The 15326-nt window shown below is 43.8% G+C and carries 14 protein-coding genes; 5 read left to right on the top strand and 9 right to left on the bottom strand.

The features are described from left to right. Window positions 1-60 precede the first annotated feature (60 nt). A complete protein-coding gene (locus ACO067_RS10005; protein ID WP_421873619.1) occupies window positions 61-903 on the top strand; it encodes a hypothetical protein in 843 nt (280 codons plus the stop codon). A gap of 115 nt (window positions 904-1018) precedes the next feature. Beyond that, window positions 1019-3634 carry an ATP-dependent chaperone ClpB gene (gene clpB / locus ACO067_RS10000; protein WP_421873617.1) on the top strand — a complete coding sequence of 872 codons (2616 nt, stop codon included), beginning with the start codon at window positions 1019-1021 and terminating at the stop codon, window positions 3632-3634. A gap of 47 nt (window positions 3635-3681) precedes the next feature. On the opposite strand, the gene ACO067_RS09995 is transcribed toward clpB, so the two are convergent. The 4 genes from ACO067_RS09995 to ACO067_RS09980 form a co-directional block, all read right to left on the bottom strand. After that, window positions 3682-4032 carry a hypothetical protein gene (locus ACO067_RS09995; RefSeq protein ID WP_421873616.1) on the bottom strand — a complete coding sequence of 117 codons (351 nt, stop codon included), beginning with the start codon at window positions 4030-4032 and terminating at the stop codon, window positions 3682-3684. Window positions 4033-4130: 98 nt separating this feature from the next. Beyond that, entirely contained in the window at window positions 4131-5753 is a 1623-nt protein-coding gene (locus ACO067_RS09990; protein ID WP_421873614.1) for a Gfo/Idh/MocA family protein, read from the bottom strand. Next, complete coding sequence (locus ACO067_RS09985; RefSeq protein ID WP_421873612.1) at window positions 5746-6246, bottom strand: DoxX family membrane protein; 501 nt, start codon at window positions 6244-6246, stop codon at window positions 5746-5748. Before ACO067_RS09985 ends, ACO067_RS09990 begins: the two co-directional genes overlap by 8 nt. Before the next feature lie 148 nt (window positions 6247-6394). Next, entirely contained in the window at window positions 6395-7078 is a 684-nt protein-coding gene (locus ACO067_RS09980; protein WP_421873610.1) for a TonB family protein, read from the bottom strand. A gap of 133 nt (window positions 7079-7211) precedes the next feature. On the opposite strand from ACO067_RS09980, the gene ACO067_RS09975 reads away from it, so the two are divergent. From ACO067_RS09975 to ACO067_RS09965, 3 genes are all read left to right on the top strand, one after another. Further along, window positions 7212-7730 carry a mechanosensitive ion channel domain-containing protein gene (locus ACO067_RS09975; RefSeq protein ID WP_421873608.1) on the top strand — a complete coding sequence of 173 codons (519 nt, stop codon included), beginning with the start codon at window positions 7212-7214 and terminating at the stop codon, window positions 7728-7730. An 81-nt stretch (window positions 7731-7811) separates the two neighbouring features. Continuing rightward, a complete protein-coding gene (locus tag ACO067_RS09970) occupies window positions 7812-8354 on the top strand; it encodes a GAF domain-containing protein (protein ID WP_421873606.1) in 543 nt (180 codons plus the stop codon). 69 nt (window positions 8355-8423) lie between these two features. Then, the gene (locus ACO067_RS09965) at window positions 8424-8591 is read left to right on the top strand and encodes a hypothetical protein (RefSeq protein WP_421873604.1); all 168 of its coding nucleotides are present in this window, start codon (window positions 8424-8426) and stop codon (window positions 8589-8591) included. 134 nt (window positions 8592-8725) lie between these two features. Here ACO067_RS09965 and ACO067_RS09960 read toward each other — a convergent pair whose 3' ends face one another. The 5 genes from ACO067_RS09960 to secDF form a co-directional block, all read right to left on the bottom strand. After that, a complete protein-coding gene (locus ACO067_RS09960) occupies window positions 8726-9871 on the bottom strand; it encodes a transporter (RefSeq protein ID WP_421873602.1) in 1146 nt (381 codons plus the stop codon). Window positions 9872-9975: 104 nt separating this feature from the next. Then, complete coding sequence (locus ACO067_RS09955) at window positions 9976-10509, bottom strand: hypothetical protein (RefSeq protein WP_421873600.1); 534 nt, start codon at window positions 10507-10509, stop codon at window positions 9976-9978. A gap of 77 nt (window positions 10510-10586) precedes the next feature. Beyond that, window positions 10587-11345 (bottom strand): carboxypeptidase-like regulatory domain-containing protein, encoded by a 759-nt coding sequence (locus ACO067_RS09950; protein WP_421873598.1) that lies wholly within the window; start codon window positions 11343-11345, stop codon window positions 10587-10589. Between the two features lie 57 nt (window positions 11346-11402). Then, a complete protein-coding gene (locus ACO067_RS09945; RefSeq protein ID WP_421873596.1) occupies window positions 11403-12128 on the bottom strand; it encodes a hypothetical protein in 726 nt (241 codons plus the stop codon). Window positions 12129-12247: 119 nt separating this feature from the next. Next, window positions 12248-15238 (bottom strand): protein translocase subunit SecDF, encoded by a 2991-nt coding sequence (gene secDF, locus ACO067_RS09940; protein WP_421873594.1) that lies wholly within the window; start codon window positions 15236-15238, stop codon window positions 12248-12250. Window positions 15239-15326 lie beyond the last annotated feature (88 nt).

The raw sequence follows: 15326 nt of genomic DNA, 5'->3' as shown, positions 1-15326 counted from the left end.
CGGTATAGCGGGAGCAGTTAGACTGTATGCTATGAACTATCCATTTTAAACCTAACCGTAATGAGAAACCTAATTCAGCTATTACTAATAGTATTCATTTTTGCAGTACCCTGTTCTCTTTTAGCTCAAGATGGAGTTGGGATCGGAACTGTACAAGTTAGTCCTGATGCCGTTCTGGATGTCAGTTCTGAATCAAAAGGTCTTTTAGTTCCCAGGGTTAGCACCTCCGATAGGTCGTCCATGACTGCTGTGTCCGGTGGACTTTTGGTTTATGACAAGAATTTTCAAGCTTTTTTTTATTACGATTCGGTCAACGTCACCTGGAAGCGACTGGTGGAGGAAAATAGTTTTGGTACCATCCCCGTAGGAGGAATAATCATGTGGAGTGGACAGATTGCTGACTTACCTGATAACTTCAAACTCTGCGATGGCGGCAATGGCACACCTGATCTGACAGATAGGTTTGTAATAGGTGGGTCATCAGCAGGGGATTTGGATACCCGGGTAATAGTTACCGATACGGCAACCTATAACTATCAGGAAAGTGGCACAGAATGCTCTCCTCACGAATTTCTTTATTCAGGAACAATCACGATTGTTGAACCTCCTGGAGGCTTTCCTCCAGAGCCGGCGCCAGGAGAGCCTGAGGATTTATGTGGGCCACTGAGAGATAGAGTTGGTGAAACCTATACCATCGATAATGTAGCCATGGATAGTTGTGATCATTTTATAAACGATATTTCAGTAATAACTGAATTAAACTTCAGAATTGCTATAAGATGTGATGCCTACGAATTATCTGGTTGCTCCTCAATACCCAACCCAGACTATTACATCAATAATGAGGCCTGCCGAACCGCCGCTCAATTGTATAAAGTGGCCTTCATCATGCGTGTAGAGTAAGACAAATTGACGCAATGATCCCTGCATTCCCCTGAAATACAGACATAATGACTGAATAAATAGATTGGCTTGTCGTTTGAACACCCTTGAATGAAGGGAAAATCAGAAGACGACAATGAATTTTAATAACTATACAATCAAATCTCAGGAAGCTTTACAAAAGGCTACAGAAATTGCCAGCAGTAAAGAGCAGCAGGTTATAGAAACTGGTCATTTGATGCAGGCAATACTTCAGTCTGACCAAAACCTGATCTCCTTCCTCTTGAAAAAACTGGGAGCCTCTAAAGAGCTGCTTACAAACAAGTTGGATGAACTTATTGCCACTTATCCCAAGGTTTCCGGCGGACAACCTTACCTTTCTTCTAATGCGCATCAAGCATTACAAAAAGCAGAGAAGTACCTAAAGGATTTTGGAGATGAATATGTTGCCGTTGAGCACATCATTTTAGGTCTGTTGGCGGGAAAGGACAAGGCTGCTCAGATCTTGAAAGATGCTGGTTTTGAAGAGAAGGGTCTGATCCAGTCGATCAAAGAACTACGCGGTGGGGATAAAGTAACTGATCCTAATGCAGAGTCTAAGTACAGAAGCCTGGAGCGATACTCCAAGAATCTAAATGAACTGGCGAAAAAAGGAAAGATTGACCCGGTCATAGGGCGGGACGAGGAGATCCGCAGGGTGCTGCAAATTTTGGCGCGACGCACCAAAAACAACCCGATCTTGCTTGGAGAACCTGGAGTAGGAAAAACAGCTATTGTAGAGGGGCTGGCACAGCGTATTGTAGATGGTGATGTACCCGAGAATCTGAAAACCAAAACACTCATTTCTCTAGATATGGGTCTCTTGGTGGCTGGTGCAAAATACAAAGGTGAGTTTGAGGAGAGACTCAAAGCGGTCATCAAGGAAGTGACCGACAGTGATGGTGAAATCATTTTATTTATAGATGAGATTCACACCTTAATTGGAGCAGGAGGAGGTGGTGAGGGAGCAATGGATGCTGCCAACTTGCTCAAACCTGCCCTGGCTAGAGGGGAGTTGCACGCCATTGGAGCCACTACACTGAAGGAATATCAGAAGTATATAGAGAAAGACAAGGCTTTGGAACGACGGTTTCAGGGAGTAATCATAGATGAGCCGTCCGTTGTAGATGCCATATCTATTCTCCGAGGGATCAAAGATAAGTATGAAGTGCACCACGGTGTGCGGGTAAGGGATGATGCCGTTATTGCTGCGGTTGAGTTGTCAAACCGATACATCTCTGACAGGTTTCTGCCAGATAAGGCCATAGACCTGATGGATGAGGCTGCTTCCAAATTGCGAATTGAGATCGATTCACTACCAGAAGAACTGGATGAACTCAACCGTAAGATTATGCAGCTGGAAATAGAGCGTGAAGCCATTCGCAGAGAAAAGGACAAGCAAAAAGAAAGCGAGCTGAGCAAAGAAATTGCGGATCTCACTGGTAAGCGCAATGAATTGAAAGCCAAGTGGGAAAATGAGAAATCGGTGATTCAGGGAATCCGTCAGGAGAAGGAGAACATTGAGAACTTCAAGCATGAGGCAGAGCAAGCAGAACGCTCAGGAGACTTTGGATTGGTGGCTGAGATCAGATATGGCAAGATCACTGAGGCAGAGAAGAGACTCGAGAGTTTCAAAAAGCAGCTTGAAGAGATGCAAGGTGAGGCTTCCTTGCTGAAAGAGGAGGTAGACAGTGAAGATATAGCTGAAGTAGTAGCTAAGTGGACAGGTATACCGGTTTCGAAAATGCTCCAAAGTGAGCGTGACAAACTGCTAAGTTTGGAACAGGAACTAGGTAAAAGAGTGGCCGGTCAGTCAGAGGCGATTGCAGCAGTTGCTGATGCAGTACGCAGAAGCAGAGCTGGCCTTCATGATCCTAATCGTCCAATTGGGTCTTTCATCTTTTTGGGTACAACAGGAGTAGGAAAAACGGAACTGGCTAAGGCACTTGCTGAATATCTATTCAACGATGACAATGCCATGGTGCGCATAGATATGTCTGAGTACCAGGAGCGTCATGCTGTCAGCAGACTAATAGGAGCGCCTCCCGGATATGTAGGATATGATGAAGGTGGTCAGCTGACCGAAGCTGTACGGCGTAAACCATACAGCGTGGTATTGCTCGATGAAATCGAAAAGGCTCATCCGGACGTGTTTAACATTCTGTTGCAGGTGCTGGATGACGGTCGGTTGACCGATAATAAAGGACGTGTGGCCAATTTTAAGAATACAATCATCATCATGACCACCAACATAGGTTCTGGTCTAATCCAAGAGCGTTTTGAAGCACTCAATGATGATAATGCCGATGAATTAGTGGAAGAAACCCGAAAAGAGGTTTTTGAACTCTTGAAGAAATCGGTACGTCCGGAGTTTCTCAACAGAGTAGACGAAACCATTATGTTTAGACCTTTGAGCAAAACGGATTTGAGAAAAATTGTGGGAATCCAGTTCAAAGTCATCCAGAGACGTCTGGAAGAAAATGGGATCAAAATCGAGGCAGACGACAAGGTATTGGATTATTTGGGTTCAATAGGTTTTGATCCACAGTTCGGGGCACGTCCGTTGAAGCGTGTACTGCAACGTCAGATTCTCAATGAGCTGTCTAAGGATATTCTTTCGGGAAAAATCTCTAAAGATGCTGTAATAGGCGTTACTCTGTCAGACGACAAGCAAATAGAATTTATCAACCTCGATGAGGTACGAGTAGAATAATCAGGTTGGAGTTGATCTAAAAACCGGGATGTAGGTCCCGGTTTTTTTTATGGTTTGGTTTTAGTACCGTAGAAATAGCTAAACTCTCCATCATCAAAAATCAAGGTGTCATTTCGGAAAGAGCAGGACATGCTCCACATTTCTCTGGGAGTGCCGTCTAAATAGGTGACGTAGGCATGGCAGCTTTCAGGAATGCTGTCTCGCTCCGCTCCACACAAGACATGTCTTCCAGAAGTATATGCGCAGTTGATGGGAATTCCTCCAGCAAGCGTGATTTTGTTGATGGACTTGTTGTTGACCCGTTGCACCCAGTTGTCAGGAGGTTCGGGCCGGTTAGCGTTACAGGCATCGAGCAATAAAACGACAAAAAGGATAATAAGTAGGTGAATGATTTTCATGGCATATAGACGTTAGGTTATATACAATTTAATCAATTCCTACGGTATTAGTGTATTCGAAAGAGATTGGTGGTCAGTAAGTTGACCACCAATCAGAGTTAAGCGGTCTGGTACAATTCAGTGTTTTGCAACAGTACTTCATCAAAGTTAATGCCGTCAATAGGCACAATTTTTTGAGAAGACTGATCCCACTCAATGCGTCGGCCAAGTTTGTAGGATAACCCACCCATGTGTGCAGTGATGGCTTCTTCAAAACCCTCTTGAATGCCACAGCTCGGAGCACCACCATTGCGAATGCAGCTGAGCCATTCCCTTAAATGCAGATAGGTGCTGTCTACTCTTTTGCCATCTCTGTAAGTCCATAAGAGACCTTTGTCAGCAAAGTATTTGGAAGTGGCGGAGGTTATGCCATCTACACCTTCAGCCGCCGAGTCATATTGGTAGATAGGGGTGTTGGTGTCCATCTGGCGGGATTCCAGCATCTCTTTATAGCGAGTGGACTGGGGATCTGCATGGATGGTAATGCGGTTGCCAAGTTCCATGGTGCCATCATGTCCCATGAGCAGAGTTCCTCTATTAAACTGGTTGCCAAGTGTGGCACTGTAGACCAATGTCATCCCCTTTTCTTTGCCTTTTACTTGGCTACTGCCCGTACTAAATTCAGGAAACTCCATGTTGATATGCATGACATCTGGCACATTCCTGCCATCTCTGTGCGTATATATCCCTCCACTTGCAGTGACGTTAGCAGGTATTCCCATATTCAACACGCAGTTGATGCGATCATAGTCGTGTGTCATTAGATCACCTGATAGGCCGCTACCATATGCCCACCACTTGCGCCAGCGGAAAAAATGCTCCTTGTTGAAAGGCTGGTAAGGTGCGTTGCCCAGGAATTGCTCCCAGTCAATTGTCTTAGGACTGGCTAATTCATGGATGTGATACTGCCAGGCTCCATTGTCATCATTGCGGTTAGTATTAGCCTGGACCAGGGACACATGACCGAGTACGTTTTCCTTGATCACACTCTGTGCGGTCAGGAAGCTTTGTGTTTGTCGGTGTTGGTGCCCTACGGCGAAAACGGCGGTGGATTTCATGGCCACCTTACGGAGGTCGTAGGTTTCCTGCACATTATGTGTCATCGGTTTTTCTACGTAGACATGGATCCCAGCATTAAGCGCATAGATGGAGATAGGAGCATGCCAATGATCCGGCGTGGCGATCACCACAGCATCCACTGTTCCACTATCTATCAGTTCCTGGTGTGTGCGATACCTGGTGATCTTGTTATCATTAGAATTGAAAGAGTTCAGAGCCAGCTCAGCTTGCACATCAAAAACATCACAGATGGCAGTTAACTTCACATTTAGATCCTCTTGATCCATGAAGTCCTTCAGGCGAGTGTCTTTGGGGTTTTTGTCGGACTGTGCTTTCATCTCTGCTAGCCACTCATTGTCTGCAAATCCCAACACGCGACACAGATGACTGCCTCTACCACCATAACCAATGATTCCTACCCTTACAGGATCCCCACTCATCGGGCCAGTAGCTGGTGGTCGTTCAGCGCTGATGTTCAGACTTTTCAGGATTTGATTGCGTTCTTTCTGGCTACCCAGTCCTTCGGAAGCAGCGGCAATTAGCACACCTCCTGCGAACGGTACACCTGCCAATCCCTTCAGTATGGATCGGCGAGACCATTTGTTGTTAGATTCTTCAGCCATGACTCTGTAGGTTTTTATTGGGTGATTTCGACTTCTTCAGGAGCATTTGTAACCCAAAATAGTTGGCGGTGGGTATACGGTAGATGACTACAAGAGCCACAGCCTCGATCAGGTTTTTATTCACGATCCAGTAGTTGCCTTCTGTACCTACTTGTGTCAAGGTAGTAAAAGGAGGATGTGATAGGTAATACAGTGTAAGGATGATTACTCCCAGTAGTGCGGCAGGTTTTTCCCAATACCCTACAATCAAAGCAAGGCCGATGGCGGTAAGTCCCACCATATTTAGAAAATCGATTACTGGCAGCACATTTTCACTTGCCATCCAGGTAAATAGGTTTTCAAATGGTCCTTGCGAACTCAGCAGAAAACCTCGAGCGGTCCACGTGGGGTTGAAAAGCTTCAACGCTCCCTCGTACAAGAAATGCCATCCAATCAAAAATCTTAAAAAGACTATGGCATTCAGCTGTTCATTGAAAAATTTAGATGAATTCATGACGTCATTTTATTTGTAGGTTAAACTACTAGACGTCAATGGTTTATGCTATGACCTAGCTCACTGATAGATGTAACCTTTGTTATGCCAGAAGAGTGAAAAAAGAAGCCGCTAACCTTGCGGTATAGCGGCTCAACCTGTTCTGCAATTAGTAAGGTAATTTGAAAACAATCGGGAGTGTTTGCTTCACCTTCACGGCCCTGCCTCGTTGTTTTCCTGGTTCATAGAGAGGGAGTTTTTCTAATACTCGGATGGCTTCTTGATCACATCCGAATCCTATGCCTTTAAGTACTTTGATGTCTGTTGCTTTACCCGTTTCGTCAATGATAAACTGCAGAATAACTCGACCTTCCACACCATGCCTGCGGGCCTCTTTTGGATATTTGAGGTGATCTGAAATGAACTGATAGAAGGCTTTGTCACCTCCCGGAAATTTTGGCATGGACTCTACCACGATGAAGACTCCTGGGTCGGGATCGGGTGCCGGAGGAGGTGGAGCCATTACATCATCAAACGGTATGTCTGGGATCTCACTTTTGGGCTGCGGTTTGCTGTCTGGTGCTTCATCTACAAAGATGGGTGGTTGTAGACTAGGTTTTTCGATAGGCTTGATCGCTTCAGGTTTGGGTGGCTCTGGATCCCTGATAGCCGTAAGTGGCACGATATAACTTTCAGGAAACTCCTCCTTTATTGTAGGAAGTTCAATGGGTTCGTATGCGGCCTTCCACTCGAATGCAGCAGTCACGCAGATCAACGCTACTACCAGACCGATGGAGTAGAATAGTGGTGATTTTCGTTCTAAATCGTATCGTATATTTTTCTTGGGTTCCATAAGGCAAAATATTAGTTGGAATAAAGGTTGTTTGAAAGAATAACGAGTCAACTTACTTTTATTGTGCGATATCTTGTTTGGATGTTTTCTATTGAGTCCGCACTCCCGCTATTTTTGTGGAAAATAATATTGGATGTATCTCATAGAATACTTGAAATCGGCGGATAGTTTGACCATTCAGCTGTCATTGACGCTCCTCTTTGTGGTGGTTTACATAATAGTAACCAAGTTGACTGATCGTATCATACGAAGATTTGGGAGAAAAAATGAAATTGCCTTGCCGCGTGTGGTCTATACCATCAAGTATTTCCGATTCGTGCTGCTAGTGTTTATTCTACTGCTGTTGGGCATTACCTGGGATATCTCATTTGAAGGGTTATCTGTGTATTTCTTATCCTTCTTCACAGTGGCAGGTGTGGGTTTATTTGCGTCCTGGTCTATTCTGAGCAATGTGACTTCAGCCATCATATTGTTTTTTTACTTTCCATACCGCATTGGTGACCGCATTCGTATAGTGGATGGTGACAACTCTATCGAAGGAATTGTTTTTGATCTGAATATGTTTTCGATTGTGATTAAGAATGAGCACGGCCAGAAGGTGACCTATCCTAACAATGTGGCTTTGCAAAAGGCAATTATTATGCTCAAATGAACTTTTTGATATGGGCAAACGTATTTAGTACATTTATTGACCAACCATCAATTATCAACGTATTTTGAAATTAGACAGACCATGTACAGCGAAAGTGAAAGGCTATCTGCTTTGTTGCAATTTGGGCTTGACAATTCTAAGGAACCCATATTTGATGACATAACCCGGTTAGCGGCTAACATTTGTGATACCCCGATTTCACTAATCACCATCATCGAACATGACCGACAATGGACCAAGTCGAGGTATGGACTCAGTCTGTTGGAAACCTCCAGAGACAATAGTTTTTGCTCACATGCGATCATCCATCCTGATGAGCTGATGGAAGTGACCAATGCATTGGAAGATGAGCGTTTTAAAAACAATCCATTAGTTCAGGAAGATCCCAAAATGAGATTCTATGCTGGTATGCCCATAGTGACCGATAAGGGATTGCCAATTGGAGCGGTTTGTGTAATAGATGGCGAGCCTAGAAGGCTCAGTATGGATCAAAGAGCTAGTCTGACAGTCCTGGCTAAGGTGACCATGCAGCTTATTTATGCTCGTACGGTCAAAAGAAAATTGCTGGAAGTGGATTGTCAGTTTGATGACGAAATCCACATCCTTTTGAATAATTTGCCTTAATAGGCTATACATTTTTGAAACTAATCCAATAACTTGAGTGATCGTTAAACCCTATAAACTCTCTTCATCATGACAAAAGAACAACTAGAAGTCGAAATCAAATCACTGGAAGGTCAATTGACGGGTGACATGTTTCAGGACATGGACCTTCGAGATAAGATTCACAACCTCAAGATGCAGCTTAGTGGTACCAAACCAATGAACCAGCAGATTGAGTGTGTGGGCTGCGGAAGCTAATACCCTAGTTGGAAAGATATAAACCCACCCTGGCAAACTTGTTTTGTCAGGGTTTTTTATGGTCAAAGAAAAACCCTGAGGCTATTGGCCTCAGGGTTTAAGTTTAGAAACAATTGTTATAGTAATAGTAAGTCTTAGTTCAAATTGATTGGGTCACCGACATTCTCTAATTGGCCTCCCTTTTGACCACCAAATTTGAAGATCAATCCAAAGTTGATCAGGTAATCTGCAAACGCAGCATCTCCATGTCTTCCCGATTGTTTGTCTGAGTAGCTCTTTACGCGGTTACGTTCGATGGCCACTGGCACTGTGAGATTGAAGGAGGTGTTGCGGATGTTATAGGACAGTCCTGGCTCTAGCGAAATGGCATACCCAGGTCTGCGGAATCCTTCGTCTCCTCCAATGAGGTCACTGGACGGGATCCCCTCTAACCTACCGCCTCCATAAAAATACAGTCCATGTATTGGCAACATTGCCAGTGCTCCCAGTCTTGCAGCATATTGATCGGGTACTGAAAAATCTCTTGTCCTACCTCTGGTTTCCAGCGTGTAGTATTCACGTGGGTTAACCAGGTAGTAGAAATTACCACTGAGTAGGATATTATCTGTGATGGGATGGAATCCTTGCAGTTCTAGTGTGGCACCCAGCCCACCATCTCCAGGCTGAATGGACTGGTCTACTCCAGAGTGGATGGTCTGATCATTGGCATCTCCCTGATTGTAAAAGTTGTCCTGTGCTCGATAGTCACCACTTGGCAGTTTCACACCTAAGCCCACAGATAAGTTACTAGATGAAGTGGTTTCGAATAACCAGTAGCTCACGCCCAGCCGGATGTCGGCGAGACCTCTGCTGGAAGTAGTATGTCGATCTCCGGGCCAGAACTCGTTCTCAGGAGTGTTTGGGTCATCCGGATCGGGATTGCCACCGTGCTCATACATCGAGGAGCGGTTGTGATAAACAAAAGGAAGGGTGAGGTTAGCGGACCAACGATCACTAATTCCATAGGAAATTAGAAAGTCGAGAAAAAATGAGTCATTGATAACTTCAGACCCTTCCTCTACACGGTAGGTTTCTTCATGCTTGCCACGAAAGTGCTTGTAAGAATGGAAGTAACGGAAATTGGTACCGGCCTGCCATTGGTTTTTTTGGAGGAGTCCTCCGCCATTTACATTGGCTCCACAGCCAGACCGAATAGCTACACATCCTTGTCCTGTGGACAGAGTAGTAGATAATACAATAGTGCATACCGCACCTAGTGCTTTTAAGTAAAATAGTTTCATAAGTAGATAGATTAAAAAAAGTTCAGACACACAGGCAGTGCTACTTATGAGTAGTTGCGCATGATCTGGATAATAAAAAAATGAGTATAGCCTAAACGGGGAGCTTAGGCCTGTGGAGGTGGTGTGGTTACTTCCGAGCAATGAGATCTCACAGCAACAGTTGGTTGTACCCCAAAGGTTTTGTCAAGCGTAAGAGCGACTTGTTCGGAGGACCAGGAGCTGGCAGCTACAGGAACGTAATCTTTCACGGCTGATTTGATCAGGTCAGAACCTCCTTCGCTATTAGCTTCACCGTCGGACATAGCCCGAACCCAATCTGCAATGGAATGATTGAGTTTTTCAGTATCGGTATCTTTTGCGACAATAAGGTGAATAGCCTCCTGATCGTACTTCTGCATTACTTTTCGGTAAACTGAGCCGTTAATGACTATTTTACCATTGGTAACCCGGTACTCAGACTGAGCGGTCCAGTAAGGCAAAGAGATGGGAATAGACACGTGTTTCATATCAGGAGTGATCTCCACATGTGCCATCCATTTTTCATTGATTTTTTCTGAGCTATACCAATAATAGCCTAAATATCCCACCTGATAGAGGAGGAATAAACATAGAAAAAATATGGAAAACACTTTTCTCATCGCCTCCAAGTTAAATCGGATTATTGAGAATAATAAATATTATAGTGATCAATATTCTCAAATTCGCCAATTCCAGCTTATCCTGGGCTTTGATTTTGAAATTTTTCCAATTTGGCGAGCATATCTTCCTGTATGAGATACAGAGGTGTACGATCCAGGTAATCGAGAGAATAATCACAGAAGTAAATAAAACTCGTCAGTTTGTCTCCTTCCAGTCCTGTAACGTTCTGCACCCAATCTCTGGTGAACTTATGATTGACACGGTTGGTAATGGACTCGCGCTGAGTGATTTGATGGTATTTTCTCTTTTCCTTGGCCTGCTTGCTGAATTTCTCATAGAGAAAGTTTGTGGGCTGAGTGATGGCATATAGGGGATTATTCACTTGTTTTTCCGTGAGCGGAGAGTTGTCATACGGCTGAGGCTCTGGCACTCCATGATACCAAAAGCCTGTATCCTCAGGCACGTAATTGATGATGCGCTGTTTGAATACTTCTTCAGAAGGCAAGCTGGAGATGGTGATTTCATCGAGGAGCTGGGTGTCCTTGGGTAATTTCAAGGTGAGTTCTTTCGTCAACCAGTCGCCCTTCACTTCCCAACCTACCTTTTGGTATCCTACTATGGAGAACACGAGGGTGTCACCGATGGTCGCTGGGATTTTAAAAAATCCTGCCACATCAGTAATCGTCATCTGCTCAGTGCTTAGATTACTAACATGTGCAAACTGCACCGGCTCTCCTGATAGAGAGTCTACTAATTGACCTTTGATCGGTTCATTAGTTTGCCCGAAAAGGGTAGAAGAGATCGTTATAAACGTGAATAGTAATAGTGATTTCACAACCTTAAAGGTGAAAAGAAATTAGCTCAATAAGCAGGAATTAAGGTTTTTTAACACTTAAAGAGAAAGTGCTCTTACCTGATCGAGTGTGATGCTAGGTTGGTTGAGCATGGTGGTGTCAGTCCCAATTTCGATCGCATGAGCCTTCCACGAATCATGGAATTTTGAAGGAGTAATTTCTTTGATTGGTAAACCATTGTTGATCAGAACGTAGGATACGATCTGAAGATCTTTCAAATCGACACTGTCGCCATAAAAAATAGCATTGGACTGATAGTCCAGGTATTCCGCAGCTACCTCCCTCTCATGAATGTAGTAACCCAGCTTGGCTAATGTGTAGGCACTGTTGCCATCAGGTGCATGGTGATAGTATCGGATGACAATATCTTGTCGAGCTTTATTTTTATCCAGTTTGGCTACCACTTCTTCACGATAAGTCGCAAGTAGTTTCTCAAAATAGCTTTTGGTTGAAGTGCTTTCGGTGGTTGCTAGTTTAGCTTCTTTGTTGGCAGGCTTCTTAGTTTCCTCTTGTGTAGTTTCTTCAGAGGAAGCCGTTTCACTGACTATTGAGGTGTGACCCGTCGACTGCATGGTATCTGCCTCCTGATGGCCGTATGCCAGATCGTCTACCAATTCAGGTTCTTCATTTACTTCCTTCGCCAGGTCATGGTCTATCGGTTCATAATGAAAGCCAAAAACACGATCTAAAACTACGAGGGAAGCAAAAAATGCAACGGTGAATGCTAAATACAAAAAGGGTTTTACTGGAAACCTTGACTTCATTAGTTGGAGATGAGTTTCCCTAAATTTAACAATTATCTGATTATGTTGAATTCTACTAACAAAAAAAGCCCGGATGAATTTTCGCCCGGGCTTTTTTCTTTTTTCATTCTGAAAATCAATTACTCCTTTTTGCTGCCATCCAGATCAATCACTACTGGAGTAGCAATGAAGATGGAAGAGTAAGTACCAATGAGGATACCAACAAGTAGTGCGAATGAGAATCCTTTCAATGCCGCACCACCAAAAATGAACAACACGAGTACTACAATCAAGGTAGTAATAGACGTGATCAAGGTTCTACTTATGGTGCTGTTGAGTGATTCATTGAATACTTTCTTCTTCTCTGTGCCTGTTTTGATACCCAGGTTTTCACGAATTCTATCAAATACAACCACCGTATCGTTGATAGAGTAACCAATGATGGTCAAAATCGCCGCAACGAATACCTGGTCCACTTCGAATGAAATACCGAGTAATCCGGCAATAGCGAAAGCTGAAAGAACGAACAATGTATCGTGGAAGAGTGCGATGATCGCACCTAGACCAAACTGCCACTTGCGGAATCGGATAAGTATGTAGATGAAAATACTGATCAGCGCAAATAGCGCAGACTCGTAAGAAGAGTTTTTGATGTCATCAGCTATGGTGGCTCCAACTTTCGAAGAACTACTGATAATGAACTCTCCTGATTCTGGTGCAGTAGTTATATCCGAATAGGTAAGCCCCATAGAAGAAACTCCCTCGATCAAAGCTTCCTTAACTTTTGAATCAGCTTCATCTGTTTCATCACCTATCAGGTAAGAAGTAGTGATTTTAAGTACATTGTTGGCACCATAAGTCTTCACCTCAGTACCTTCGTTATCAAAATAAGGCGATACCGCCGCTTTCAGTTCTGTTGGTGTTACTGGCTCATTCAAAGACACCACAAAAGATCTACCACCTTTGAAGTCTACTCCTAGAGTCAAGCCTTTGATAAACATGGCTACAATACCTATGGTGATAAAAATACCACTGAAGATATACGCCATTTTTCGCTTGCTGATGAAGTCGATGCTCAATCCAGTCAATGCATTTCTTGAGAATGCATTAGCAAAAGAGATCTTCGCTTTGTCCCCTTTCTTAGAGAAGGCCTCAGTGATCACTCGAGTGATAAATACCGCACTAAAGAATGAACAGGCAATACCAATCATCAGCGTAATTGCAAACCCTTTAACTGGTCCCTGACCGAGTGTGTAAAGGAAAAGACCTGTGATAAAGGTAGTAACGTTCGCATCTATAATGGAGCTGTATGCTTTAGCATATCCGCTTCCAATTGCTGCTTTTAATCCAGATCCATTTCTGAGTTCTTCCTTGATACGTTCGAAGATCAGAACGTTCGCATCAATGGACATACCGATGGTCAATACAATACCTGCAATACCTGGTAATGTCAGTGATGCACTTAGCTGTGCCAGAATTCCCAGGATGAAGAAGATGTTGAAGAACAAAGCCACGTTGGCAATCAAGCCACCTTTCGCGTAGTAGATGACCATGAAGATGATCACAATAGCCAAACCAGCTACAATAGATATAATACCTTGTTGCTGAGCAGCTTTTCCAAGCGTCGGTCCGATTACCACATCTTCTACGATCGTAGTAGGAGCAGGTAGTGCACCAGCCTTCAAGATGTTGGCAAGGTCTTTTGCTTCTTCCATGGTAAAGTTTCCAGTGATGGACGAGCTACCATTAGGAATCTCACCTTCCACATTAGGTGCAGAGTACACATAGTTGTCCAGAACGATGGCAATTCTCCTGCCCACGTTGTTACCAGTAAGTCTTCTCCAGCTTTTTGCACCAGCAGCGTTCATCTGCATGCTGATGGCCGGGCGAGATCTTTGGTCCAGGTCTTGGCGTGCATCAGTGATTACTTCACCCGTAAGAGGTGCTTTACCAGTTCGGGTTGTTTTGATGGCATGAAGCTCCAATAGCTCAGGCGCATTTACTGCTTCGTTTTTGATCGGCTTCACAGACCACAAAAACTTCATGTTAGAAGGAATCAGTGACTGCACGTCTTCTCGCTCAAATATTCTGTTGATGGAAGAGGTATCTTTTACATCGTAGACCAGACCATACTGACTCTTAATCAATGAGAACAATGGCGAAACCTGAGAGTTAAACGCAGAGTCTAGTTGACTGTCTGTAGAATCTTCTTCAGCCGTGAGACTATCAGTGACTGTGCTATCAGATGCATTGTCATCTTCGGTAAGCAAGCTGGATAAGTCGTCATCGGCCGACTGGTTTGTTTCACCATCTGTTAAACCGTCAACATCCAGATTAGCCTTTTGCTCTTTTACCAACAGATCGTTGATAGCCTGAAGGGTAGGCGAGATCTCATTGATTTCAAATACTTCCCAAAATTCTAGTTTAGCTACGCCTTGAAGGAGTTTTCTGACTCTTTCAGGATTGTCCACACCTGGTAGTTCGATTTGAATCCGACCAGTTCCTTGCAGGCGCTGGATGTTTGGTTGAGAAGTGCCAAATCGGTCAATACGTGTTCGGAGGATATTGAATGATCGGTCTATGGCACTTTCCACTTCTGTACGGATGATATCCAATACTTCGTCATCCGATGAGTTTAGACTGATACGTCCTCTGTTGGTCGCATTAGAAAAGATATACGCTAAAGACTTATCTGGTGCTTTTTGCTGAAATAAGCGATAAAACTCATCCACGTAGCTAATCTGGGTTCCTCTGATATTTGCTTTTGCTTCTGCAAGTGCTGCCTGGAAATCGGGATCCTGATTGTTGCCGCTCAATCCTTTGAGGATATCTACTGGAGATACTTCCAAGGTCACGTGCATACCACCTTGAAGGTCAAGCCCAAGGTTTAGCTCGGTTTCTTTCACATCCTGGTAGGTATATTCCATGCCCAGGAGGTTGTATACTGGTTCGTTCCATACAGAGTCCAGATATCTTTGTTTTTCAGCATAATCGATGCTTCCATCACTATCCTTGGTAGCTGCTGTAGCTTCCTTTTGTATAGACTGTGCCACAAAAGTGAACGACAGATAGTAGATACAAAGCAAGGAAATGACTATAGTCAATAGAACTACAAATCCTTTGTTTTTCATGATTCTAGTAAGTTTTCTAAAATGAATTTGGCTTCAGAGATCAGTAATCACTGAAGGTTGGGTTTAAATAAATGGTATTGTGTAAATA

Source organism: Marinoscillum sp. (assembly GCF_965229915.1).
Taxonomy (GTDB): domain Bacteria; phylum Bacteroidota; class Bacteroidia; order Cytophagales; family Cyclobacteriaceae; genus Marinoscillum.
The sequence above is the reverse complement of the archived record's forward strand: the minus strand, read 5'-3'. Positions and strand labels throughout refer to the sequence as shown.